The organism is Pseudomonas sp. Au-Pse12 (assembly GCF_021341665.1).
GTDB lineage: Bacteria > Pseudomonadota > Gammaproteobacteria > Pseudomonadales > Pseudomonadaceae > Aquipseudomonas.
In genome coordinates, this window is sequence record NZ_JAJTTH010000002.1 from 431,800 (window position 1) to 456,169 (window position 24,370).

Here is a 24,370-nt window from a genome sequence, read left to right on the forward strand (position 1 = left end):
CTGCATGTCCACTACCCTGTTCAGCCTGGCATTCGGTGTCGGCACCCAGAACCGTCAAGGCGCTTGGCTGGAAGTGTTTTACGCATCGCCACTGCTCAAGCCGGCTGCTGAAATCGTTGCGGCGGTAGCACCGATCCTCGGCTACAGCGAAGGCAACCAGGCCATTACCTTCACCACCGCCCAGGCCGCTCAGATGGCCGACGCGCTGAAGAGCATCGACGCCGGCCAGGCTGCCCTGCTGACCCGCCTGGCCGAAAGCCACAAGCCGCTGGTAGCCACCCTGCTGGCCGAAGACGCTCAGTTGACCTCCACTCCAGAGGCCTACCTGAAGCTGCACCTGCTGTCCCACCGCCTGGTCAAGCCACACGGCCTGAGCCTGGCCGGCGTGTTCCCGCTGCTGCCGAACGTGGCCTGGACCAGCCAGGGCGCGATCGACCTCGGCGAGCTGGCCGAGCGTCAACTGGAAGCCCGCCTGCGCGGCGAGCTGCTGGAAGTGTTCTCGGTGGACAAGTTCCCGAAAATGACCGACTACGTGGTACCGAGCGGTGTGCGTATCGCTGACAGCGCGCGGATCCGCCTGGGCGCCTACATCGGCGAAGGCACCACCGTGATGCACGAAGGTTTCGTCAACTTCAACGCTGGCACCGAAGGCCCGGGCATGATCGAAGGCCGCGTTTCCGCGGGCGTGTTCGTCGGCAAGGGTTCGGACCTGGGCGGCGGCTGCTCCACCATGGGCACCCTGTCGGGTGGCGGCAACATCGTGATCAAGGTCGGCGAAGGCTGCCTGATCGGTGCCAACGCCGGTATCGGTATCCCGCTGGGCGATCGCAACACCGTGGAGTCGGGCCTGTACGTGACCGCCGGCACCAAGGTGGCGCTGCTGGACGAGAACAACCAGTTGGTCAAAGTGCTCAAGGCCCGGGAACTGGCCGGCCAGCCGGATCTGCTGTTCCGCCGCAACTCGGAAACCGGCGCCGTGGAGTGCAAGACCCACAAGTCGGCCATCGAGCTGAACGAAGCGCTGCACGCTCACAACTAAGCAGCGATTCGGTTTCACTGGAACCGGCCGCGCGCTTATCATCGGCGCCCGGCCTGTTCAAACGAGTTCTGCCACCATGCTTGTACCCTCCCCCTGGCGCGCCGACTTCCCGGCCATCGCCGCCCTGCAACGCCAGGACCAGACCTACCTGGACAACGCCGCCACCACGCAAAAGCCCCAAGCCCTGCTGGACGCCCTGGCCCACTACTACGCCAATGGCGCGGCCAACGTGCATCGCGCGCAACACCTGCCCGGCGCCCACGCCACCCAAGCATTCGAGGACAGCCGCAGCAAGGTCGGCCAATGGCTCAATGCCGGTGACAGCGGACAGATCGTCTTCACCCACGGCGCCACTTCCGCGCTGAATCTCCTGGCCTATGGCCTGGAACACCATTTTTCCCCAGGCGATGAGATTCTCATCAGCGCCCTGGAACACCACGCCAACCTGCTGCCCTGGCAGCAACTGGCCCAACGCCGCGGGCTCAAACTGCAGGTCCTGCCACTGGACCCGGACGGCCTGATCGACATCAATGCAGCAAGCCGCCTGATCGGCCCGCGCACCCGTTTGCTGGCGGTGAGCCAGCTGTCCAACGTGCTCGGCGCCTGGCAGCCATTGACCCCGCTGCTGGCCATGGCCAAGGCCCAGGGCGCACTGACGGTGATCGACGGCGCCCAGGGCGTGGTCCATGGCCGCCACGATGTGCAGGCCCTGGGCTGCGACTTCTATGTGTTCTCCAGCCACAAGCTGTACGGCCCGGATGGGGTCGGCGTGCTGTTTGGCCGTCATCAGGCGCTCAAGGACCTGCGGCACTGGCAGTTCGGTGGCGAAATGGTCCAGGACGCCGACTACCAGCACGCCAGCTTCCGCCCGGCGCCCCTGGGCTTCGAGGCCGGCACGCCGCCGATTGCCGGAGTCATCGGCCTGGGCGCCACCCTGGATTACCTCGCCGGCCTGGATCAGCACGCGCTGAGCGAGCATGAAGCGGCCCTGCATGCCTACCTGCTGCAAGGTCTGCAGGCGCGCAATGGCATCCGCCTGCTGGGCTCGCCGCAAGTGGCCCTGGTCAGTTTTGTCGTCGATGGCGTGCACAACGCCGACCTCGCCCACCTACTGACCGAGCAAGGCATTGCCGTGCGCGCCGGGCATCACTGCGCCATGCCGCTGATGAAAAGCCTGGGGCTGGCCGGAGCGATCCGGGTGTCATTGGCGCTGTACAACGACTCCGAGGACCTGGAGCGGTTCTTCGAGGCCCTGGATCAGGCCCTGGAGTTGCTGCGATGAGCCTGCCGACGGATGCCGTCACCGCCCTGGAGGTGTTCCAAGGGGCTGCCGGCTGGGAACAGCGGGCACGCCTGCTGATGCAATGGGGCGAGCGCCTGCCAGCCCTGAGCGAGGCCGACAAGGTCGAAGCCAATCGGGTGCATGGCTGTGAAAGCCAGGTCTGGCTGGTGGCGAGGCTGGAAAATGATCTTTGGCAGTTTGCCGCCGCCAGCGACGCGCGGCTGATTCGCGGCTTGGTGGCCTTGCTGCTGGCGCGGGTCAACGGCCTGACGGCCGAGCAGTTGCGCGAGGTGGACCTGGCGGACTGGTTCAACCAGTTGGGCCTGTCGCGCCAGCTCTCGCCGTCGCGCAGCAATGGCCTGAACGCGGTGCTGCAACGCATGAGCGAACTGGCCAGCGCCCTGTAGCCGCTGCCGAGCCTGCGAGGCTGCGAAAAGGTCCGCAGGACCTTGCTTGGCGACCTCCAGCCAGAGCTCTAACGGCCTTACGTCCCTTCGGGCCGCTCGCAGCCTGCGGCAGCGGCTACAGGGGCTTGCTGCGTTCGGACGGGCGGCGCACGCCGGCAACGATCTTGTCCACCGCCTTGGTCGCCGCCACCATGCCGAAGGTCGCGGTCACCATCATCACCGCGCCAAAACCGCCGGCGCAGTCGAGCTTGACCCCATCGCCGACAAAACTCTTCTGCAGGCAGATGCTGCCGTCCGGCTTTGGATAACGCAGCTGCTCGGTGGAAAACACGCAGGGCACGCTGTAATGCCGGGTCACGGTACGTGAAAAACCATAGTCGCGGCGCAGGGTGGAGCGCACCTTGGAGGCCAGCGGGTCATTGAAGGTACGGTTCAGGTCGCAGACCTGGATCAGCGTCGGGTCGATCTGCCCGCCGGCGCCGCCGGTGGTGATGATCTGGATCTTGCGCCGCTTGCACCAGGCAATCAGCGCCGCCTTGGCGTTGACGCTGTCGATGCAGTCGATCACGCAGTCGATGTTCGGGGTGATGTATTCGGCCATGGTCTCGCGGGTGACGAAATCCGCCACCGCGTGCACGCTGCAGTCCGGGTTGATACCGCGCAGGCGCTCGGCCATGACCTCGACCTTGGGTTTGCCCACGGTGCTGTCCAGAGCATGCAGCTGACGGTTGCTGTTGCTGACGCAAACGTCGTCGAGGTCGAACAGCGAGATCTCGCCCACCCCGCAGCGGGCGATGGCTTCCGCCGCCCAGGAACCGACTCCGCCAACCCCGACGATCGCCACATGGGCCGCCCGCAGCCGCTCCAGGCCTTCAATGCCATACAAACGGGCGACACCGGCAAACCGTGGATCTTCTGTACTCATGACCATCACCTAAAAAACCGGCGCGCATTATAGGGCTGGGAAGCGACAAGTTTTAAGCCACAAGCTACAAGTTAAGAACTAAAACCCGAATACAGTGCCCAAGGTCTGGCTTTCCTCTGTGCGCTGTACGCTCAGTTGAGGGCCGGTGTAGGATGCCCGCCGTTTGGCGCCTGCCAACCCTTCCCTCGTTCCACACCTTTTGGAACCCGAAATAGCTATGTCATCGCGTAAATTTGGACTCAACTTGGTGATAGTGCTGGCGATTGCCGCGCTGTTCACCGGCTTCTGGGCGCTGATCAATCGCCCGGTATCGGCCCCCGACTGGCCGGAACAGATCTCCGGTTTTTCCTACTCGCCTTTCCAGCAGGGCCAGTTCCCGCAGAAAGACCAGTACCCGTCCGACGATGAAATGCGTCGCGACCTGGAGATCATGAGCAAGCTGACGGACAACATCCGTACCTATTCGGTGGATGGCAGCCTGCAGGATATTCCCAAGCTGGCGGAAGAGTTCGGCCTGCGCGTGACCCTGGGTATCTGGATCAGCCCGGACCTGGAGCGCAACGAGCGGGAAATCATGCGCGCCATCGAACTGGCCAACAGCTCGCGCAGCGTGGTGCGGGTGGTGGTGGGTAACGAAGCGATCTTCCGCAAGGAAATCACCGCCGACCAACTGTCGGTGATTCTCGACCGGGTCCGCGCCGCGGTGAAAGTTCCGGTCACCACTTCGGAACAGTGGCACGTCTGGGAAGAAAACCCGGAACTGGCCAAGCACGTCGACCTGATCGCCGCGCACATCCTGCCCTACTGGGAATTCATCCCGATGGACAAGGCCGGGCAGTTTGTCCTCGACCGCGCCCGCGACCTGAAGAAAATGTTCCCGAAAAAACCGCTGCTGCTGTCCGAAGTGGGCTGGCCAAGCAACGGCCGCATGCGCGGTGGCGCCGACGCCAGCCCGGCGGACCAGGCGATCTACCTGCGCACCCTGGTCAACAAGCTCAACCGCCAGGGCTACAACTACTTTGTCATTGAAGCCTTCGACCAGCCGTGGAAGGCCAGCGACGAAGGTTCGGTGGGCGCCTACTGGGGCGTGTTCAACGCCGCGCGCCAGCAGAAGTTCAACTTCGAAGGCCCGGTAGTGGCGATCCCGCAATGGCGAGTGCTGGCCATCGGCTCGGTGGTGCTGGCGCTGCTGTCGCTGACCCTGCTGATGATCGACGGCTCGGCCCTGCGCCAGCGTGGCCGCACCTTCCTGACCTTCATCGCCTTCCTCTGCGGCTCGGTGCTGGTGTGGATCGGCTACGACTACAGCCAGCAATACAGCACCTGGTTCAGCCTGACTGTGGGCTTTCTCCTCGCGCTGGGTGCGCTGGGGGTGTTCATCGTGCTGCTCACCGAGGCCCATGAACTGGCCGAGGCGGTGTGGATTCACAAGCGCCGGCGCGAGTTCCTGCCGGTGGAGGGCGACTCCAACTACCGGCCGAAAGTCTCGATCCACGTGCCGTGCTACAACGAGCCGCCGGAGATGGTCAAACAGACCCTCAACGCCCTGGCCAACCTCGATTACCCGGACTTCGAAGTCCTGATCATCGACAACAACACCAAGGACCCGGCGGTCTGGGAGCCGGTGCAGGCCTATTGCGAAACCCTGGGCCCGCGCTTCAAGTTCTTCCACGTGGCGCCATTGGCCGGTTTCAAGGGCGGCGCCCTGAACTACCTGCTGCCGCACACCGCCAAGGATGCCGAAGTGATCGCGGTGATCGACTCCGACTACTGCGTCGACCGCAACTGGCTCAAGCACATGGTGCCGCACTTCGCCGATCCGAAGATCGCCATCGTGCAGTCGCCCCAGGACTACCGCGACCAGAACGAAAGCACCTTCAAGAAGCTCTGCTACGCGGAATACAAGGGCTTCTTCCATATCGGCATGGTCACCCGCAACGACCGTGACGCGATCATCCAGCACGGCACCATGACCATGACCCGGCGCACGGTGCTGGAAGAGCTGGGCTGGGCCGACTGGTGCATCTGCGAAGACGCCGAGCTGGGCCTGCGGGTGTTCGAGAAAGGCCTGTCGGCGGCGTACCACCACGAAAGCTACGGCAAGGGCCTGATGCCCGACACCTTCATCGACTTCAAGAAGCAGCGTTTCCGCTGGGCCTATGGCGCGATCCAGATCATCAAGCGCCACACCGCCAGCCTGCTGCGCGGCAAGAACACCGAGCTGACCCGTGGCCAGCGCTACCACTTCCTCGCGGGCTGGCTGCCGTGGGTCGCGGATGGCATGAACATCTTCTTCACCGTCGGTGCCCTGCTGTGGTCGGCGGCGATGATCATCGTGCCGCAACGGGTCGACCCGCCGCTGCTGATTTTCGCGATCCCGCCGCTGGCGCTGTTCGTGTTCAAGGTGGGCAAGATCATCTTCCTCTACCGCCGAGCGGTGGGGGTCAACCTCAAGGACGCGTTCTGCGCGGCCCTGGCGGGCCTGGCCTTGTCCCACACCATCGCCAAGGCGGTGCTGTACGGCTTCTTCACCAGCAGCATCCCGTTCTTCCGCACACCGAAGAACGCCGACAACCACGGGTTCTGGGTGGCGATCTCGGAAGCCCGGGAAGAGTTGTTCATCATGCTGCTGTTGTGGGGCGCGGCGCTGGGGATCTTCCTGGTGCAGGGCCTGCCAAGCAACGACATGCGCTTCTGGGTGACCATGCTCCTGGTGCAGTCGCTGCCTTATGTGGCGGCACTGGTCATGGCCTTCCTTTCGTCGCTGCCAAAACCTGCGGAACACCCCGAGCCGGCTCCAGCCGCCTAAATCGATGCAAACCACTAAACGGCGGCCTCAGGCCGCCGTTTTGCTTTAAGATATCCGCCATTTTGCGCGCCTCGCCCGCAGCTCTCCCTGTAGGAGCGAGCTTGCTCGCGATAGATGTCAAGAATGACGCAAGCACCTGATGCTCTGCGCCGCTCTTGAGTCCATCGCGAGCAAGCTCGCTCCTACAACAAGAAAAGAGCTGCGCCTGATCTTGCCTTGCACCGGAGTTCCCCATGACGGCCCACGCCGAGCTTTCGCCGACCCTGCAACTTGCCTGTGATCTGATCCGCCGCCCCTCGGTGACGCCGGTCGACGCCGATTGCCAGAAGCTGATGATGCAGCGCCTGGGCGATGCCGGCTTCAAGCTGGAACCAATGCGCATTGAGGATGTGGATAACTTCTGGGCCAGCCATGGCCAGCATGAAGGCCCGGTGCTGTGCTTCGCCGGCCATACCGACGTGGTGCCCACCGGCCCGGTCCAGGCCTGGCAGAACGACCCGTTCGAAGCGCTGATCGATGAACACGGCATGCTTTGCGGGCGTGGCGCGGCGGACATGAAGGGCAGCCTGGCCGCCATGCTGGTGGCCGCCGAGCGCTTTGTCGCCGACTACCCGGACCACAAGGGCTCGGTGGCCTTCCTGATCACCAGTGACGAAGAAGGCCCGGCGCACCACGGCACCAAGGCGGTGGTGGAACGCCTGGCGGCACGCAAGGAGCGCCTGGACTGGTGCATCGTCGGCGAGCCTTCGAGCACCAGCCTGGTGGGCGACGTGGTCAAGAACGGCCGCCGCGGTTCCCTCGGCGCCAAACTCACGGTGCGCGGGGTACAGGGGCACGTGGCCTACCCGCACCTGGCGAAGAACCCGATTCACCTGGCGGCACCGGCCCTGGCGGAACTGGCGGCCGAGCACTGGGACGACGGCAACGCCTTCTTCCCGCCCACCAGCTTCCAGATCTCCAACCTCAATTCCGGCACCGGCGCCACCAACGTGATCCCCGGTGACCTGGTGGCGGTGTTCAATTTCCGCTTCTCCACCGAATCCACCGTTGAGGGCCTGCAACAACGGGTGGCCGCGATTCTCGACAAGCACGGCCTGGACTGGCACGTGGACTGGGCCCTGTCCGGCCTGCCGTTCCTCACCGAACCCGGCGCCCTGCTGGACGCGGTTTCGGCCAGCATCAAGCAGGTCACCGGCCGCGAGACCAAGGCGTCCACCAGCGGCGGTACTTCCGACGGTCGCTTCATCGCCACCCTGGGCACCCAGGTGGTGGAACTGGGCCCGGTCAACGCCACGATCCACCAGGTCAACGAGCGGATCCTGGCCAGCGACCTGGATGTGCTGACCGAAATCTACTACCAGACCCTGATCAAGTTGCTCGCCTGATGCTTGCCTGTCCTCTTTGCAGCGCCCCGCTGAATGCCGTGGACAACGGCGTGGTCTGCCCGGCCGGGCACCGCTTCGACCGCGCTCGCCAGGGCTACCTGAACCTGCTGCCGGTGCAGCACAAGAACAGCCGTGACCCGGGTGATAACCAGGCCATGGTCGAGGCCCGCCGCGACTTCCTCAACGCCGGGCACTACGCCCCAGTGGCCCGGCGCCTGGCAGAGCTGGCGGCCGAACGCGCGCCCCAGCGCTGGGTCGACATCGGCTGTGGCGAGGGCTACTACACCGCGCAACTGGCCGAAGCCCTGCCCGGCGCCGACGGCTACGCCCTGGATATTTCCCGGGAAGCGGTAAAACGCGCCTGTCGCCGGGCGCCGCAACTGACCTGGATGGTCGCCAGCATGGCGCGCATTCCGTTGGCCGATGCCAGCTGCCAGTTCCTTGCCAGCGTCTTCAGCCCCCTCGACTGGCAAGAGGCCAAGCGCCTGCTGAGCCCTGGTGGCGGCCTGATGAAGGTCGGCCCCACCAGCGGCCACCTGATGGAACTGCGCGAGCGCCTGTATGACGAAGTGCGCGAGTACACCGACGACAAGCACCTGGCCCTGGTGCCTGAAGGCATGGCCCTGGCCCACAGCGAAACCCTGGAATTCAAGCTGTGCCTGGAACGCCCGGAAGATCGCGCCAACCTGCTGGCCATGACCCCTCACGGCTGGCGCGCCAGCGCCGAACGCCGGGCCGCGGTGATCGAGCAGGCCGAGCCTTTCGAGGTCAGCGTATCGATGCGCTACGATTACTTCGTGCTGCAATAACCCCCACTAGAACCCACGACCTCGGGCATCGGCCCGGGGTCGAATAAATCCGCGAATGGATTTTTCAGACCGGCAATGAGGACATCCATGCGCCAGCCCGATATCGAGATTTACCTGAAAGACGCCGACGTCGACTACAAGGCCATCGCCGCCTGGCTCAGTGCCGTGCTCGGCCCTTGCAGCGAGTGGGTACAGAAGGGCCAGACCTACAAATGCAGCGCGGGCCAGGTGCCCGTGACCTGGCTGCCCAAGGCCGTGGGCAAGTGGAACAGCTTGTACCTGGAAAGCGACCAGACCCCATGGGACGACGACATCGCCTGCGCTCGCGCGGCCTTCGCCGCACTCAATGTCGAAGTGCGCTGCGCACCGGGCAGCTGGGTCGAGGAAGAAGGTGAAGAATCCGCCGATCGCTGGATTCGCATCAGCGCCGACGGTGAAGAGGAAATTACCTGGCGCACGGCCTGAACACTGCATACCCGTAGGAGCCGACTTGCCGGCGAAAGAGGCCCCTGAGCCTTGCATCGCCTGCGCCCCCGTTCGCTGGCAAGCCAGCTCCTGCCGGGTCGGTTACAGGCCGACGACGTCTTCGGCTTGCAGACCTTTCTGGCCTTCGACCACGGCGTATTCCACCTGCTGGCCTTCGGTCAGGGAGCGGTGGCCTTCGCCACGGATCGCTCGATAGTGGACAAACACGTCCGCCCCCCCTTCACGCTGGATAAAGCCGTAGCCCTTGGCGTCGTTGAACCACTTCACGTTGCCGGTCTCACGAGTAGTCATGAATCCATACCTCATTTTTTTATTATTGGATTGGCGCACTGCAACCAAACCTTGAGAACTTTCCCTCGACCTGTGTCTCTATGACAGGAGGCTATACGGCCGCGGGAGAGTCGGCCGAGTATATGACAGGCGTAAAAACTCTCAACTCAATCTTGTTTCGGCGCTTTTTTGCCGATTTTCGGCGAATCCGGCACACTACCGCTCCCGAGCAGTTGCTCGGTTTTCTACTCACTCACGCAGAAGCCGTATGACCCGCTCCCCGATCCGCCGTCTTGTGTTTGGCACCTTGCGCCGACTGCTGTACCTCTGGGTCCGCTCGGAAACCATCAACCAGTCGTCCTTCACCCTTGACCTCGACCGCAGCCGGCCGGTGTTCTACGTCCTGCAGAATCCATCCCTGACCGACCTCGCCGTGGTCGATACCGAATGCACCAAGGCCGGGCTGCCACGCCCGGTCCTGCCGGTGTCGGTGGGCAACCTGCTGGAGCCCGCGGCGTTCTTCTACCTGACCCCAGAGCCCGACTGGCTCGGCCGCCAGGACAAGCGCGGCGCGCCACCGACCCTGACCCGACTGGTCAGCGCCCTGGCCCAGAACGCCGCCGAAGACGCGCAGATCATTCCGGTCAGCGTCTTCTGGGGCCAGTCTCCGGACAGTGAATCGAGCCCGTGGAAACTGCTGTTCGCCGACAGTTGGGCGGTCACCGGGCGCCTGCGCCGGCTGCTGAGCATCATGATCCTGGGGCGCAAGACCCGGGTGCAGTTCTCCGCGCCGATCAACCTGCGCGAGCTGATCGAGCACAACAAGGGCCACGAGCGCACCGTGCGCATGGCCCAGCGCATCCTGCGGGTGCACTTTCGCAACCTCAAGGCCGCGGTCATCGGCCCGGACATTTCCCACCGGCGCAACCTGGTCAAGGGCCTGCTCAACCAGCCCCTGGTGAAGCAGGCGATTCTGGATGAGGCCGAGCGCGAGAAGATCTCCCCGGAAAAAGCCAAGGCCCAGGCCCTGCGCTACGGCAACGAGATCGCCTCGGACTACACCTACACCGCGATCCGCTTCCTGGAAGTGGTGCTCAGCTGGTTCTGGAACAAGATCTACGACGGGATCAAGGTCAACCATCTGGAAGGCGTGCAGAAGATCGCCCAGGGTCACGAAGTGATCTACGTGCCCTGCCACCGCAGCCATATCGATTACCTGCTGCTGTCCTACCTGCTGTTCCGCAACGGCCTGACGCCGCCGCACATCGCCGCCGGGATCAACCTCAACATGCCAGTGATCGGCGGCCTGCTGCGCCGCGGCGGGGCCTTCTTCATGCGCCGCACCTTCAAGGGCAACCCGCTCTACACCTCGGTGTTCAACGAATACCTGCACACCCTGTTCACCAAGGGCTTCCCGGTGGAGTACTTCGTCGAAGGCGGCCGCTCGCGCACCGGGCGCATGCTGCAACCCAAGACCGGGATGCTGGCCATCACCCTGCGCAGCTTCCTGCGCAATTCGCGCATGCCGATCGTCTTCGTACCGGTGTACATCGGCTACGAGCGGGTCCTGGAAGGCCGCACCTACCTGGGCGAACTGCGCGGCGCCAGCAAGAAGAAGGAGTCGATCTTCGACATCTTCAAGGTCATCGGCGCCCTCAAGCAGCGCTTCGGCCAGGTGGCGGTGAACTTCGGCGAACCGATCAAGCTGGCGCAATTTCTCGATCAGGAACAACCGGACTGGCGCACCCAGGAGCTGGGCCCGCAGTACCGCCCGGCCTGGCTCAACGAGACCACCAACCGCCTCGGCGAACGCGTGGCCCAGCACCTCAACGAAGCCGCGGCGATCAACCCGGTGAACCTGGTGGCCCTGGCCCTGCTGTCCACCAGCCGCCTGGCGCTGGATGACCGCGCCATGGCGCGAGTCCTGGACCTGTACCTGGCGCTGCTGCGCCGCGTGCCCTACTCGCCTCACACCACGCTGCCGGAAGGCGATGGCCGGGCGCTGATCCAGCACGTCAAGGACATGGACCTGCTGGCCGAGCAAAGCGACGCCCTGGGCAAGATCCTCTACCTGGACGAGCAGAACGCCGTCCTGATGACCTACTACCGCAACAACGTGCTGCACATCTTCGCCCTGCCGGCGCTGCTGGCGAGCTTCTTCCAGAGCTCGTCGCGCATGAGCCGCGAGCAGATTCTGCGCTACACCCGCGCGCTGTATCCCTACTTGCAGTCCGAGCTGTTCATCCGCTGGCCGCTGGAAGAGCTAGACGCGGTGGTGGACCAGTGGCTGGAGGCCTTTGTCGAACAGGGGCTGCTGCGCTTCGAGAAAGACCTGTACCAGCGTCCGGCGCCCAGCTCACGGCATTTTGTCCTGCTGACCCTGCTGTCCAAGAGCATTGCCCAAACCCTGCAACGCTTCTACATGGCCATTTCACTGTTGCTCAACAGCGGCCAGAACAGCATCAGCGCCGAGGAGCTGGAAGACCTGTGCACCGTCATGGCCCAGCGCCTGTCGATCCTGCATGGCTTGAATGCCCCGGAGTTCTTCGACAAGAGCCTGTTCCGCCACTTCATCCAGACCCTGCTGGACCAAGGCGTATTGCGCCGCGACGAAGCCGGCAAGCTGAGCTACCACGAACTGCTGGGCGAACTGGCCGAAGGCGCCGCCAAGCGGGTGCTGCCGGCGGAAATTCGCCTGTCGATCCGCCAGGTCGCCCTGCATCGCAGCGAAGATGCCGCCGACCAACTCGCGGCACCTGCGCAAACCGACTAGATTCTTATCGGCGCCGGAGCACCTGCGGCGCCCTCGATACGGAGATCCCCGATGAAAAAGCTCACCCTGCTGGCAGCCTGCGCGCTGCTCGGAGCCTGCCAGTCCATGAACCCTGCGGCCAAGGCCAGCCTCGACGGCGAAGTCTTCTACCTGCAACGCATTGCCCTGCCACCGGCCGCCACCTTGAGCGTGAGCCTGCAGGACGTGTCCCTGGCAGATGCTCCGGCCGTGGTCCTGGCCGAGCAGAGTGGCCCCATCAAGGGCCAGGTGCCGCTGCCGTTCCACCTCAGCTATGACCCGGCCCAGGTCAAGCCCGGCCACCGTTACTCGGTCAGCGCGCGGATTGAAGTGGCGGGCCGGCTGGTCTTCATCACCACCGAAAACAACGCCGTAAAACTCGACGGCAGCGACCCGCAACCCTTGAAGCTGCGGGTCGACGCTGTTCGTTAATGTTCATTGCCCAAGGAAGCCGCCATGCTCCGTACTTCGCTCCGTTTCACCAGCCTGTGCGCTGGTCTGTTGATCTCCGCCAGCGCCCTGGCCCTGTCCCTGAGTGACCTGTCCCAGGGTGATGCCAGCGGTGGCCTCAAGGATGCCCTGACCCAGGGCGCGCAAATCGCCGTCAAGCAACTGGGCACCCCCGGTGGTTTCAGCAACAACCCCGATGTCCGCATCGAGCTGCCGGGCAACCTCGGCAAAGTTGCGAAAAAAATGAAGCAGTTCGGCATGGGTGAACAGGTCGACCAACTGGAAACCAGCATGAACAAGGCCGCCGAAGCCGCTGTGCCGCAAGCCCAGGCGCTGCTGGTGGATGCCGTGAAAAAGATGACCGTGGCCGACGCCAAGGGCATTCTCGCCGGCGGCAAGGACTCTGCCACCCAGTACCTGGACAAGACGAGCCGCGAGCAGATCCGCGCCAAGTTCCTGCCGATCGTCAAGCAAGCCACTGACCAAGTAGGGTTGGCCAAGCAGTACAACTCCTTCGCCGGCCAGGCCGCGACGCTGGGCGTACTGGATGCCAAGAATGCCAATATCGAAGGTTATGTGACCGAACAAGCCCTCAACGGCCTGTTCGAAATGATCGGCAAGCAGGAAGAAACCATTCGCCAGAACCCGGCGGCAGCCGCCACCAGCCTGGCCAAGAAAGTCTTCGGCACCCTGTAAGACCTTTCCCTCACCTGTAGGAGCCAACTTGCTGGCGAAGAGGGCCTCTTCGCCGGCAAGTTGGCTTCTACATGGTGCCTTCCTGCGTACCGGTTGCTAGGTTTTCTTGACGCGGAACCATGCCGCGTAAAGTGCCGGCAGGAACAGCAGGGTCAGCGCCGTCGCCACGATCAGCCCGCCCATGATGGCCACCGCCATCGGCCCGAAAAACACGCTGCGCGACAACGGAATCATCGCCAGCACTGCCGCCAGGGCCGTCAGCACGATGGGCCGGAAGCGCCGTACCGTGGCCTCGATGATCGCATCCCAGGGCTTCTGCCCTGCCTTGATGTCCTGCTCGATCTGGTCCACCAGGATCACCGAGTTGCGCATGATCATCCCCGACAGGGCAATGGTCCCGAGCATCGCCACAAAGCCGAACGGCTGGCGGAACACCAGCAGGAACAGGGTGACGCCAATCAACCCCAGGGGCGCCGTGAGGAACACCATCGCGGTGCGCGAGAAGCTGCGCAGCTGGATCATCAGCAAGGTCAGCACCACCACGATGAACAGTGGCACGCCAGCCTTCACCGAATTCTGGCCACGGGTCGAATCCTCGACAGTACCGCCCACGTCCAGCAGGTAGCCATCCGGCAATTCGGCGCGGATCGGCTCCAGGGTCGGCAGGATCTGCTGCACCAGGGTCGCCGGTTGCTCCTTGCCGTAGATATCGGCACGCACGGTGACGTTGGGCAGGCGATTACGGTGCCAGATAACCCCTTCCTCGAAGCCGTACTCCAGGGTCGCCACCTGGGACAACGACACGCTCTGGCCATTCTCGGTGGGCACCGCCAGGCTCGGCAGCAACGCCAGTTCGGTGCGCTCCTGCCGGGTACCACGCAGGAGAATCTCAATCAGCTCGTTGTCTTCCCGGTACTGGCTGACGGTGGAGCCGATCAGCGAGCTCTGAAGGAACTTCGACAGGTTGGCGGTGCTCACGCCCAGGGCCCGGGCGCGGTCCTGGTCGATGTTCAGGTAGACCACCTTGCTCGGCTCTTCCCAATCCAGGTGCACGTTGACCACATGGGGGTTCTCCCGCACCTTGGCCGCGACCTTGCGCGCCAGGGCGCGGACTTCCTCGATGTGCTCGCCGGTCACTCGGAACTGCACCGGGTAGCCTACGGGCGGGCCGTTTTCCAGGCGCGTGACCCGTGAGCGCAGCGCCGGGAACTGCTCGTTAAGGGTTTCGATCAACCAGCCGCGCAGCTCTTCGCGCTCCTCAATGCTCTTGGCCAGCACCACGAACTGGGCAAAGCTGGTAGCCGGCAGTTGCTGGTCCAGCGGCAGGTAGAAGCGCGGCGAACCGGTGCCCACGTAGGCCACATAGTTGTCGATGCCCGGATGCTCCTTGAGCATTGTTTCCAGGCGCTTGACCTCATCGGCGGTGTTGCTCAGCGAAGCGCCTTCCGCCAGCTTCAGGTCAACCATCAGTTCCAGGCGGCCCGAGGCCGGGAAGAACTGCTGGGGAACGAAACGGAACAGCACCACCGAGCCGACGAACAGCAGGATGGTCAGGACGATGACCGTCTTGCGCCGCTCCACGCACCAACCCACCACCCGCCGCACGCGCTGATAGAACGGTGTGCCGTGGGGATTGGATTCGGCGCCATGCTTGGCGGCGTGGATCTTCGCCAGGTCGGGCAGCAGCTTTTCCCCCAGGTAGGGCACGAACACCACCGCGGCGATCCACGAAGCCACCAGGGCAATGGTCACCACCTGGAAGATCGAACGGGTGTATTCGCCGGTGCCGGACTGGGCCGTGGCGATCGGCAGGAAGCCCGCCGCCGTGATCAGGGTGCCTGTGAGCATGGGAAAGGCGGTACTGGTCCAGGCAAAGCTGGCGGCCTTGATCCGATCGAAGCCCTGCTCCATCTTGATCGCCATCATCTCCACCGCAATGATCGCGTCATCGACCAACAAGCCCAGGGCCAGCACCAGCGCCCCCAGGGAGATCTTGTGCAGGCCGATCCCCAGGTAATACATGGTGGCGAACGTCATCGCCAGCACCAGGGGAATCGCCAGGGCCACCACCATCCCGGTACGCACGCCCAGGGAGAAGAAACTCACCAGCAGCACAATGATCAGGGCCTCGGCCAGCACCCGGACAAACTCGCCGACGCCGGTCTTCACCGCCGCTGGCTGGTCGGACACCTTGCGCAGCTCCATCCCCGCCGGCAGGCTTTTCTGCAGGCGCGAGAACTCGCCTTCCAGAGCCTTGCCCAGCACCAGGATGTCGCCACCTTCCTTCATCGCCACCGCCAGGCCGATGGCGTCTTCACCCATGAAACGCATGCGCGGTGCGGGCGGATCGTTGAAACCACGACGCACATCCGCCACATCACCGATGCGGAAAGTGCGGTCGGCCACGCGGATCGGGAAGTTGCGGATCTGCTCCACGCTCTGAAAATTACCCGACACCCGCAGTTGCACCCGTTCGCTCGGGGTCTCGAAGAAGCCCGCGGTAGACACCGCGTTCTGTTCTTCCAGGGCTTGTTGCACCGCCGCCAGGGGCAGCCCCAGGGTTGCCAGCTTGACGTTGGACAGCTCGATCCAGATCTTCTCGTCCTGCAGCCCCAGCAAGTCGACCTTGCCCACATCCTTGACCCGTTGCAGCTGGATCTGGATGCGGTCGGCGTAGTCCTTGAGCACCGCGTAGTCGAAACCCTTGCCCGTCAACGCGTAGATATTGCCGAAGGTGGTGCCGAACTCATCGTTGAAGAATGGCCCCTGGATGCCGGGCGGCAAGGTATGGCGGATATCGCTGATCTTCTTGCGTACCTGGTACCACAGGTCGGGGATCTCGTTGGAGTGCATCGAGTCCCGGGCGATGAAGGTCACCTGGGATTCCCCTGGGCGGGAGAAAGACACAATGCGGTCGTACTCGCCGGTCTCCATGAGCTTCTTTTCAATGCGCTCGGTAACCTGGCGCGAGACTTCCTGGGCCGTGGCCCCCGGCCAGTTGGTGCGAATCACCATGGCCTTGAAAGTAAAAGGCGGATCTTCGCTCTGCCCCAGCTTGGTGTAGGACAGCGCCCCAACGATGGCCAGCAACAGCATCAGAAACAGGACGATCTGGCGATTGCGCAACGCCCAGGCGGAAAGGTTGAAACCCATCGGGGATTACTCCTTGACCGCCAGATTGACGACGCGGTTGGAGCGATCCACCGGGCGCACCTGCAAGCCCTCATGGAGCACATGCACGCCAGCAGCCACCACCCAATCGCTGGCACTCAAACCCTCAAGTACCGGCACGCTCTTCTCGCCGAAAGCGCCAACCCGCACCGGGGTCTTGTGGAGGGTGTTATTGGCATCGACCCGCCAGACGTAAGTCGCCCCGCCTTCCGCGGACAGCGCCGAAAGCGGCACCGACAATGGCACCGCCTCACCGTTCTGGATAAAGACCCGGGCGCTCTGGCCAAGCTCGGCGGGCACCTTGCCGGCAGTGAAGGCAATGCGTGCGGCGAAGGTCCGGGACTTTGGATCGGCAGCCGGCGACAGCTCGCGGATACGCCCGTCGAAGCGCTGGCCCGGCTGGGTCCAGAGCTCGACCGACACGGGCTGGCCCACCTTGAAGCGACCGTAATTCTGCTCGGGGAAACTGATCAGCACCTCACGCTCGCCATCGGTGGCCAGGGTGAAGACCGTCTGCCCAGCCGCCACCACCTGCCCCACTTCCACCGCACGCTTGGCCACCACGCCGTCCTGCGGCGCACGCAGCACGGCATAACCGGCCTGGTTGTTGGCCACGTCGAATTCGGCCTTGATCTGCTTCAGGCGGGCTTCGCCCGAGCGGTAGAGGTTCTCGGCGTTGTCGTATTGCGAATGGCTGACCATCTGCCGGTCCAGCAGGGTCTTGTAGCGGTCACGCTCGGCGCGCACCAGGTTGAGGTTGGCGCTGGCAGCCGTGACCTGGGCCCGGGTGGCTTCAAGCTGCAGGCGCACGTCCTGCGGATCGAGCTCAGCCAGGGGCTGGTTGGCCTTGACCCGCTCGCCCTCCTCCACCAGCCGGCGGCTGACCTTGCCGCCGATACGGAACGCCAGGTCCGGCTCGTAGCGTGCTCGCACCTCGCCCGGGTAACTGTCAGAAGCCCGCGCCGAAGGCTCTGGCTGGACCACCATGGCCGGCCGGATGCCAATTTGAACGGGCTCTTCGTGCCCACAAGCAGACAGAAAAAAAGCCAGGCTGACTGGCAGGACATAGCGGAACATGGCGGCGACCTTTCGCTAATGGTGCTTGGAATAATTATACTGGCGGGTATGTTATTAATAGCAAACTCACCAGTCCAGTATTAACAGCGAAAAAAATGTCCGACAATCATCCCGCAAACGTTGGGCCAGGCAGGCCCAAGGATCTGGCCAAGCGCCAGGCCATTCTCGAAGCAGCGAAAACCCTGTTCCTGAGCAATGGCTACGCCAGTACCAGCATGGATGCGGTCGCCGCTGCAGCCGGGGTTTCAAAGCTCACGGTCTATAGCCATTTCAATGACAAGGAAACGCTCTTCACCGCCGCCGTGGTGGCCAAGTGCGAAGAACAGCTGCCCACGCTGATCTACGAACTGACGCCCGACACATCGGTGGAAGGCGTCCTGCTGAACATCGCCAGAGGCTTTCACCAACTGGTCAACAGCGACGAGTCGGTGAACTTGCATCGCCTGATCATGGCCCTGGGCAACCAGGATCCCAAGCTCTCGCAGATGTTCATCGAAGCCGGCCCAGAACGCGTGCTGCAAGGCATGGAACGGCTGCTGAAGCGAATCAATGAGCTGGGCACCTTGCACATCGACAAGCCGCGCAATGCCGCCGAACACTTCTTCTGCATGCTCAAGGGCGGGGCGAACTTTCGCCTGCTCTATGGCTGCGGCGAGCCATTGAGGGGCGCAGCGGCGGAAGAGCACGTGCAGGAAGTGGTGGCGCTGTTCATCCGCGCCTACAGGCCGTAGAGGCGGGAGTGAGCAGGAGCTGGCCAGCGAACAGGCTCTGAGATGGCCTTCGCCAGCCAGCCGGCTCCTACAGGGGCGTCAGGCCTTGAGGGCCTTCTTCGGGTAGATGTCGTAACGGCTGGACTTGCCCTCCAGCCCGTGACTCGGCTTGGGTCCGTCAATGCACGGTGCCTTGCGCGGGCGCTTGACCACCACCCGATGGCTGGCCAGGGCCAGGGCTGCCGCCAGCAGCGCCGGGGCATCGTTGTCATCGCCCACCAGCGGCCGGAACAGGCGCATTTCCTTTTTCACCAGGGCGCTTTTCTCCCGGTGGGGAAACATCGGGTCGAGGTAGATCACCTGGGGGGGCTCGCCCTGCCAGTTGCGCATCAACTCGATGGAGTTGCCCTTGAGCAGGTGCATGCGGGCAACAATCGGCGCCACTTCGGCGTCCAGCGCTGCGCGGGCCAGCCCGTCTTCCAATAGCGCACCAATCAACGGCTGGCGCTCGATCAGGCTCATCTCGCACCCCAGGGTCGCCAGCACAAACCCGTCCTTGCCCAAGCCCGCCGTGGCATCCAGCACCCGTGGCCGCACGCCTTGGGCCACCCCCACCGCCTTGGCGATCATCTGCCCGCTGCCGCCGCCGTACAGCCGCCGATGAGCCGCGCCACCTTCGACGAAATCCACCCGCACCGGCCCCGGAGCATCCGCCCCCAGTTGCTGCAATTGCAGGCCCTGCTCACCCACCTGCAGGGCGAACTCGGCTTCGTCGATCTGCAAGGGCAGCCCCAGGCGCTCGGCCCATTGCTCGGCCGCGGGGGCGAATCCGGCGCCCAAGGCCTCGACTTTGATGCGGCAGGCCGCGGGTTGCTCATTCATCTGAAAACACACTCAAAAAATTAATGATCGGCAAAAACTGCCGATAACAGAACTATCGGCCATTTTGCCAGAGCTCAAGCGTCGACCGAGAGCAATGTCAGACATTCAACGCACATCGATAGGTTATATCTCGCCCCACGGCGACTATGGCCTGCGCAACTCCCAGGCACTGAGCGGCGTCAGCCATCTGTGGCAGGACTTCTTTGCCCAGGCCCTGGCCGAGCAACGGGGTGAAGGTGCAAGCGTTGAACCGGCACCTGCGGTGGCCATCGATGGCCCGGTGGAACCGCTTGGCGGCAGCGACGTGCTGGCGCAGATCGTCAACCAGCGCCATTGCAATGTGCAGGAAACCGAAATCCGCCCACCCGAGCCACTGTTCCTGCCCATCGCCGAATTCGAAATGGAACTGCTGGATAAGCCGGCCCCGCCCTTCCCGCCGGAAGAAATCGTCGCCCAGCAGCGCCAGCAGGATTTCGAAAGTGGCTGGGTACGCCCGATCGTGCTCAACGCCGGTCAGCCAGTCCCCGCTCCGGGCCCTGCGCCAGAGCCTCGTCCACTGCACCTGCCTATCGCCGAATTCGAACTGGACCTGCTGGACAAGCCGGCCGAACCGTTCCCGCCGCAAGAGCTCATCGAGCAGCAGCGGGCGATGGACTTCGATATCGGCTGGGCCCGTCCGCTGATCCTGCAGAACCTGCGCATCGCCGCCTGATCACGAGTCTCAGCGACACACCCACCAGGGCCCCACATCCAGATGAAAGTGGTTGCGATGGGCGCTGTTGTAATCCGGCCCCAGCACCACGTTGAACGCGTCACAGGCGCCATCCCGGGCCAGCCGCAGAAAACGTCCTTCATTGCTGTCCTTCGGCCAGTCCCGGAGCACGCTGATACTGCGCCCGTCCGCCAGGCGAAAGCCGGCGATGTCCAGGGCGTTGGCGCTGGCATGCTGACTGCGCGCGCCACTCTCGCGGCTGTACATATTGCGACAGGCGAAGCTGCCCAGGTGATCGACCCGAGCAACTGGCTGGCCGTACACCGCCTGCGCGGCCGGCTGCAAGCCATGACGCTGATACAGGGCAAAGGCTACCGCCAGCGGGCAACTGGCAAGAAAGCTGCTGCTCAGGCCCACCTCACCACCCTGCACACGCAGGGTATTGCTCAACGGGCAGGCCACATCCGTACGGCTGTCAGGCTGGCGACTGGTGCGCAAGCCGGAGCCCGCCAGCACCTGATCGCACAATTGCGGGTCATCGCGCAGCCGTGCCAGCTTGAAGCGAGTCAACAGATTGGGTTTGGCCCTGACATCCAGGGGGGCCCAGGGATTCCAGCTATCGGCCACGGGCAACCAGCCCAGGCGGACACCAATCAACAACAGGGCACCCAGCACTAGCAAGGCACCCAGGACTTTCACTCGCCGCACGGACACTCCTGTTTCACGGTTGCTTGAACAGCTGATTGATCTGCCCGAACGGCATCGCCCGGTCGGCAAAATCGAAGCGCCCGTGGTTATGAATGTCTTCCGCGGCCCGGTAGAAAGCACCGTATGCCGCCCGTGCCAGGGCCGACCCCACACTGATGCGCTTGACGCCCAGCTCAGCCAATTGCGCGACGCTGAGGTTGAGGCCTCCAGACATCAGTACGTTCACGGGCTTGGGCGCCACCGCCCGCACCACCAGCAGGATGTCCTCGGCGCTGCGCAGGGCCGGCGCATAGAGCACATCGGCACCGGCCTCGGCAAAGGCCTGCAAACGACGGATGGTGTCCGGCAAATCATCACGCCCATGCAGCAGGTTCTCCGCCCGCGCGGTCAGCGTGAAGGGAAACGGCAGGCTGCGGGCTGCGGCCACGCAGGCCTCGATGCGCTCGACGGCCAGCTGGAAATCGTAGATAGGCTGCTCGACACGGCCAGTGGCGTCCTCGATCGACGCGCCGACCACGCCGTTCGCGGCCGCCTGCAGCACGGCCCGGGCGCAGCCTTCGGGCGTGTCGGAAAAACCGTTTTCCAGATCCGCCGCCACGGGCAAGGTGCTGGCAGCGACGATGCGGCGCACGTTGTCCAGCGTGTCTTCCAGGCTGAGCGCACCTTCGGCATCCGGGCGCCCCAGGGAGAAGGCATAGCCGGCACTGGTGGTGGCCAGGGCTTCGAAACCGAGGCTGGCGAGCATCGTTGCCGAACCGGCATCCCAGGGGTTGGGAATGACGAAGGCCCCGGCACGTTCATGCAGGGCCCTGAAGGCAGTGGCTCGAAGGGTTTGCGCGTCCATTTGCTCGCTCCTGAAGAAGGCCGTGAAAGCGCCTCAGAGCAAGCCAAGTTGCTCCGCAGCGGGCTCTCTATATAACTCAGGCAATGCGGGCAAGCCAGGCAAACGTTGCATCAGCCGAGCGTGAAAACGCAGGGCCAGCGCTGCCGCCAGGCGGTTGTCCGAAGTGTGCAGAAACACATAGGGCGTACGCCCTTCTTCGATCCAGCCGGCGACCTTGTCGATCCACGGCAGCAGAAACGGATCGTTGGCCTCAAGCTCCGGGTGGCCGATGAAGCGCACCTGAGGAAACAGGGTAAACGCCGCCGGCCGGGGCGGCACCTTGGGCTTCTTCGACTGCGCGTGCAGCACGGCGGGAGCAGTCGAGGTGCAACTGAACAGGGCGCGCGGGTCGAGGCAGATCCGCTCTACGCCACGCTCGCGCAGCAGGCGGTTGAGCCTGCGTTCGGCGTCGCCCTTGGTGAAGAACTCCGGGTGCCGGACTTCCACCGCCAGCGGCCGCTCCAGGCCATCGATGAAGCCGGCCAGTTCCGTCAGGCGCTGCGGCGCGAAACTGGCCGGCAATTGCAGCCACAGCGGCGACACTCGCTGACCCAGGGGGCTGAGCAGCTGGACAAAGGTTTCAGCGGCGCTCAACTGCTCGCGCAGGTCACCGCCGTGACTGATGTCACCGGGGAACTTGGCGGTAAAGCGAAAGTGCTCGGGCATGATCTCGGCCCAGCGCTGCACGGTGCCGGGAGCAGGCCGGGCATAGAAGGTGGTGTTGCCTTCAACGGCATTGAAGACCTGGGAATACAGGCGCAGAAAATCGTTCGGCCGAGCCTCTGCCGGGTACAGGTACTCACGCCAGGCGTTTTCGCTCCAGGACGGACAACCGAGGAAATAAGGCAGCATCAGATATGCAGGTCGAGACCCACCACTTCCATGTCCCAATCGACAAAGCCGGCCGTGGTCAGGTAGCTGGCCAGGGCATTGGCCACGCTCCTTTTCATCGCCCGCTGGAAGATCATGTCCTGTGGGCGGGCCGGTAGATTGCCGGTGCGCGAGGCAGAAGCCTGGGAGCGGTTCTGAGTCGAAGGCTCGGACTGCACGTCAATCGCATCGGCATCATCCAGGGACTCATCTACCTGCGCCCGGCCTTTGCGAGGCTTGCGCTTGATGGGGTAGGACTGAGAGGAGATGCCGTCTATGCGCATACTGAAAAGCCCGGGGTCAATGATGGCAATTTAGCGGCACCGCTACGACTTAGCAAATGCCCGAGTGATAACTAGAACACAGAAAAGCCAAAAGGTTTAAAACCGGGCAGGATCAGCTCGGAGAACCGGACGATTGGCGGCTGAAGCAGAAGTTGCCCTCATCACCGCAGGTCATTGCCAGTCGTCAGCGAGCCTTGGGCGTCGCGACCTTGTCCCGCAGATAGACAGGTTGTGCCTCGTCGGCAACGATCGCCTCGCCGCGCTCCCAGGCAAATTGCGCGAGGGTCAGCAAGTCGACCGCGTGCGGCAGCATGCCGGCGTCCTGGCCGCTGAGGCTGACGGCAATGCGCTCGCCATACCCCCAACCGGTGCCCGCGCCGAACCAGTCGCCGCTGGCTCCCTCAGGCAGGGCCGCCACTTCCGGCGGCAGGACTGCCTCCGCGCCGACCAGACGCATCTCGCCGGCCGTTTCCCGGTAGCAGCCCCAGTAGACTTCATCCATGCGCGCATCGATGGCCGCTGCAACCTGGGTCGCGCCCTGCTCGCGCAAGGCGCGTTGGGCCAGCACCGCCAGGTTGGACACCGGTAACACCGGGCGCTCCAGGGCAAAGGCCAGGCCCTGCACCACACCAATGGCGATACGCACCCCGGTAAATGCCCCCGGACCGCGGCCAAAGGCAATGGCCTCGACCTCTTGCAAGGTAACGCCGGCGTTGGCCAGCAGTGCCTGGATCATCGGCAGCAGCTTCTGCGCGTGCAGGCGCGGGATCACCTCGTAATGGCTCGTGACCTTGCCGTCATGCAGCAAAGCAACGGAGCAAGCTTCAGTCGCGGTGTCCAGGGCCAGCAAGGTGCTCATTCGGGGTTCCATCGGCATAGAAAAAAGTGACGCATTATAAACAGCAACGGCCCGCAAGCGGGCCGTTCAACGATCAAACGATCAGGCAACTCAGCTCAGGGCTTCGAGTACCTTGCCGGTGATCACTTCTACCGAACCGACGCCAGGGATATGGCTGTACTTCGGCTTGCCCTGGGTCGCGGCCAGTTGCTGGTAGAACTCCACCAGCGGCTTGGTCTGGGAGTGGTAGACCGACAGGCGATGACGCACGGTTTCTTCGGTGTCGTCCTTGCGCTGCACCAGGTCTTCACCGGTGACGTCGTCCTTGCCTGCAACCTTCGGCGGGTTGTAGACGGTGTGGTAGACCCGGCCCGAAGCCTCGTGCACCCGGCGACCGGCGATACGCTGGACGATCTCTTCGTCGTCGACAGCGATTTCCACCACGTTGTCCAGTTCCACACCGGCGTTGACCAGTGCCTGCGCCTGAGGAATGGTGCGCGGGAAACCGTCGAACAGGAAGCCCTTGGCGCAGTCAGGCTGGCTGATGCGTTCCTTGACCAGGTTGATGATCAGGTCATCGGACACCAGGCCACCGCTGTCCATCACGCTCTTGGCCTTCAGGCCCAGCTCGGTGCCGGCCTTGACCGCAGCACGCAGCATGTCGCCGGTGGAGATCTGTGGAATGCCGAACTTTTCGGTGATGAACTTTGCCTGAGTACCTTTACCGGCCCCGGGAGCTCCCAGCAGAATTACGCGCATCGATGTGCTCCTCAATTTTTTATTTAGAAACGCTCGGATTCGCCTCGTGGGGCCAATCTCAAAAATAGGATTATGACCGCCCAAACGGCCAAAGGCTGATCAAGATACACAGCCGACACAGCGCACA

23 protein-coding genes are annotated in these 24,370 nt (G+C 63.8%); 12 read left to right on the forward strand and 11 right to left on the reverse strand.

Translation table 11 applies throughout. From position 1 onward, the window contains the following. Nucleotides 1-4: 4 nt before the first annotated feature. From dapD to LXM55_RS06615, 3 genes are all read left to right on the forward strand, one after another. Complete coding sequence (gene dapD, locus LXM55_RS06605) at nt 5-1,039, forward strand: 2,3,4,5-tetrahydropyridine-2,6-dicarboxylate N-succinyltransferase (protein ID WP_233319652.1); 1,035 nt, start codon at nt 5-7, stop codon at nt 1,037-1,039. Between the two features lie 76 nt (nt 1,040-1,115). Further along, entirely contained in the window at nt 1,116-2,321 is a 1,206-nt protein-coding gene (locus tag LXM55_RS06610; RefSeq protein WP_233319653.1) for an aminotransferase class V-fold PLP-dependent enzyme, read from the forward strand. Beyond that, nucleotides 2,318-2,728 (forward strand): SufE family protein, encoded by a 411-nt coding sequence (locus tag LXM55_RS06615; protein WP_233319654.1) that lies wholly within the window; start codon nt 2,318-2,320, stop codon nt 2,726-2,728. Before LXM55_RS06610 ends, LXM55_RS06615 begins: the two co-directional genes overlap by 4 nt. A gap of 115 nt (nt 2,729-2,843) precedes the next feature. On the opposite strand, the gene tcdA is transcribed toward LXM55_RS06615, so the two are convergent. Further along, a complete protein-coding gene (gene tcdA / locus LXM55_RS06620; protein WP_233319655.1) occupies nt 2,844-3,659 on the reverse strand; it encodes a tRNA cyclic N6-threonylcarbamoyladenosine(37) synthase TcdA in 816 nt (271 codons plus the stop codon). 211 nt (nt 3,660-3,870) lie between these two features. On the opposite strand from tcdA, the gene LXM55_RS06625 reads away from it, so the two are divergent. The 4 genes from LXM55_RS06625 to LXM55_RS06640 all read left to right on the forward strand — a co-directional run bounded on the left by LXM55_RS06625 (nt 3,871) and on the right by LXM55_RS06640 (nt 9,121). After that, a complete protein-coding gene (locus LXM55_RS06625; protein WP_233319656.1) occupies nt 3,871-6,462 on the forward strand; it encodes a glycosyltransferase in 2,592 nt (863 codons plus the stop codon). Between the two features lie 233 nt (nt 6,463-6,695). Beyond that, nucleotides 6,696-7,847: a succinyl-diaminopimelate desuccinylase gene (dapE, locus tag LXM55_RS06630; RefSeq protein ID WP_233319657.1), complete on the forward strand. Its 1,152-nt coding sequence runs from the start codon at nt 6,696-6,698 to the stop codon at nt 7,845-7,847. Continuing rightward, nucleotides 7,847-8,656: a putative RNA methyltransferase gene (locus LXM55_RS06635; RefSeq protein WP_233319658.1), complete on the forward strand. Its 810-nt coding sequence runs from the start codon at nt 7,847-7,849 to the stop codon at nt 8,654-8,656. Before dapE ends, LXM55_RS06635 begins: the two co-directional genes overlap by 1 nt. A gap of 87 nt (nt 8,657-8,743) precedes the next feature. Continuing rightward, nucleotides 8,744-9,121 (forward strand): hypothetical protein, encoded by a 378-nt coding sequence (locus LXM55_RS06640; protein WP_233319659.1) that lies wholly within the window; start codon nt 8,744-8,746, stop codon nt 9,119-9,121. A gap of 102 nt (nt 9,122-9,223) precedes the next feature. On the opposite strand, the gene LXM55_RS06645 is transcribed toward LXM55_RS06640, so the two are convergent. Beyond that, complete coding sequence (locus LXM55_RS06645; protein ID WP_011059510.1) at nt 9,224-9,433, reverse strand: cold-shock protein; 210 nt, start codon at nt 9,431-9,433, stop codon at nt 9,224-9,226. Between the two features lie 247 nt (nt 9,434-9,680). On the opposite strand from LXM55_RS06645, the gene plsB reads away from it, so the two are divergent. The 3 genes from plsB to LXM55_RS06660 are packed head-to-tail and all read left to right on the forward strand — an operon-like array spanning nt 9,681 to nt 13,349. Continuing rightward, the gene (gene plsB / locus LXM55_RS06650) at nt 9,681-12,185 is read left to right on the forward strand and encodes a glycerol-3-phosphate 1-O-acyltransferase PlsB (protein WP_233319660.1); all 2,505 of its coding nucleotides are present in this window, start codon (nt 9,681-9,683) and stop codon (nt 12,183-12,185) included. Between the two features lie 51 nt (nt 12,186-12,236). Further along, a complete protein-coding gene (locus tag LXM55_RS06655) occupies nt 12,237-12,635 on the forward strand; it encodes a YbaY family lipoprotein (RefSeq protein WP_233319661.1) in 399 nt (132 codons plus the stop codon). Nucleotides 12,636-12,659: 24 nt separating this feature from the next. Next, a complete protein-coding gene (locus LXM55_RS06660; RefSeq protein ID WP_233319662.1) occupies nt 12,660-13,349 on the forward strand; it encodes a DUF4197 domain-containing protein in 690 nt (229 codons plus the stop codon). Nucleotides 13,350-13,445: 96 nt separating this feature from the next. Here the strand turns inward: LXM55_RS06660 and LXM55_RS06665 are convergent, their stop codons facing one another. Both LXM55_RS06665 and LXM55_RS06670 read right to left on the reverse strand, forming a co-directional pair. Then, complete coding sequence (locus LXM55_RS06665; protein ID WP_233319663.1) at nt 13,446-16,502, reverse strand: efflux RND transporter permease subunit; 3,057 nt, start codon at nt 16,500-16,502, stop codon at nt 13,446-13,448. 6 nt (nt 16,503-16,508) lie between these two features. Then, a complete protein-coding gene (locus tag LXM55_RS06670; RefSeq protein WP_233319664.1) occupies nt 16,509-17,597 on the reverse strand; it encodes an efflux RND transporter periplasmic adaptor subunit in 1,089 nt (362 codons plus the stop codon). A gap of 95 nt (nt 17,598-17,692) precedes the next feature. Here LXM55_RS06670 and LXM55_RS06675 point away from each other — a divergent pair, with 95 nt between their 5' ends. Further along, nucleotides 17,693-18,328 (forward strand): TetR/AcrR family transcriptional regulator, encoded by a 636-nt coding sequence (locus tag LXM55_RS06675; RefSeq protein WP_233319665.1) that lies wholly within the window; start codon nt 17,693-17,695, stop codon nt 18,326-18,328. A gap of 78 nt (nt 18,329-18,406) precedes the next feature. Here the strand turns inward: LXM55_RS06675 and LXM55_RS06680 are convergent, their stop codons facing one another. Then, the gene (locus tag LXM55_RS06680) at nt 18,407-19,189 is read right to left on the reverse strand and encodes a class I SAM-dependent methyltransferase (protein WP_233319666.1); all 783 of its coding nucleotides are present in this window, start codon (nt 19,187-19,189) and stop codon (nt 18,407-18,409) included. A 94-nt stretch (nt 19,190-19,283) separates the two neighbouring features. Between LXM55_RS06680 and LXM55_RS06685 the strand changes: the two genes are divergently transcribed. Beyond that, nucleotides 19,284-19,901: an energy transducer TonB gene (locus tag LXM55_RS06685; RefSeq protein ID WP_233319667.1), complete on the forward strand. Its 618-nt coding sequence runs from the start codon at nt 19,284-19,286 to the stop codon at nt 19,899-19,901. A 9-nt stretch (nt 19,902-19,910) separates the two neighbouring features. Here the strand turns inward: LXM55_RS06685 and LXM55_RS06690 are convergent, their stop codons facing one another. From LXM55_RS06690 to adk, 6 genes are all read right to left on the reverse strand, one after another. Beyond that, nucleotides 19,911-20,609 carry an extensin-like domain-containing protein gene (locus LXM55_RS06690; RefSeq protein ID WP_233319668.1) on the reverse strand — a complete coding sequence of 233 codons (699 nt, stop codon included), beginning with the start codon at nt 20,607-20,609 and terminating at the stop codon, nt 19,911-19,913. A gap of 13 nt (nt 20,610-20,622) precedes the next feature. Beyond that, nucleotides 20,623-21,453 (reverse strand): isocitrate lyase/PEP mutase family protein, encoded by an 831-nt coding sequence (locus LXM55_RS06695; RefSeq protein WP_233319669.1) that lies wholly within the window; start codon nt 21,451-21,453, stop codon nt 20,623-20,625. Nucleotides 21,454-21,486: 33 nt separating this feature from the next. Continuing rightward, complete coding sequence (locus LXM55_RS06700; RefSeq protein WP_233319955.1) at nt 21,487-22,347, reverse strand: DUF72 domain-containing protein; 861 nt, start codon at nt 22,345-22,347, stop codon at nt 21,487-21,489. Next, nucleotides 22,344-22,646 (reverse strand): hypothetical protein, encoded by a 303-nt coding sequence (locus tag LXM55_RS06705; protein ID WP_233319670.1) that lies wholly within the window; start codon nt 22,644-22,646, stop codon nt 22,344-22,346. The genes LXM55_RS06700 and LXM55_RS06705 overlap by 4 nt, the downstream gene beginning before the upstream one ends. 184 nt (nt 22,647-22,830) lie before the next feature. Further along, a complete protein-coding gene (tsaB, locus tag LXM55_RS06710; protein WP_233319671.1) occupies nt 22,831-23,505 on the reverse strand; it encodes a tRNA (adenosine(37)-N6)-threonylcarbamoyltransferase complex dimerization subunit type 1 TsaB in 675 nt (224 codons plus the stop codon). A gap of 90 nt (nt 23,506-23,595) precedes the next feature. Then, the gene (gene adk / locus LXM55_RS06715; protein WP_233319672.1) at nt 23,596-24,243 is read right to left on the reverse strand and encodes an adenylate kinase; all 648 of its coding nucleotides are present in this window, start codon (nt 24,241-24,243) and stop codon (nt 23,596-23,598) included. Nucleotides 24,244-24,370: the final 127 nt, after the last annotated feature.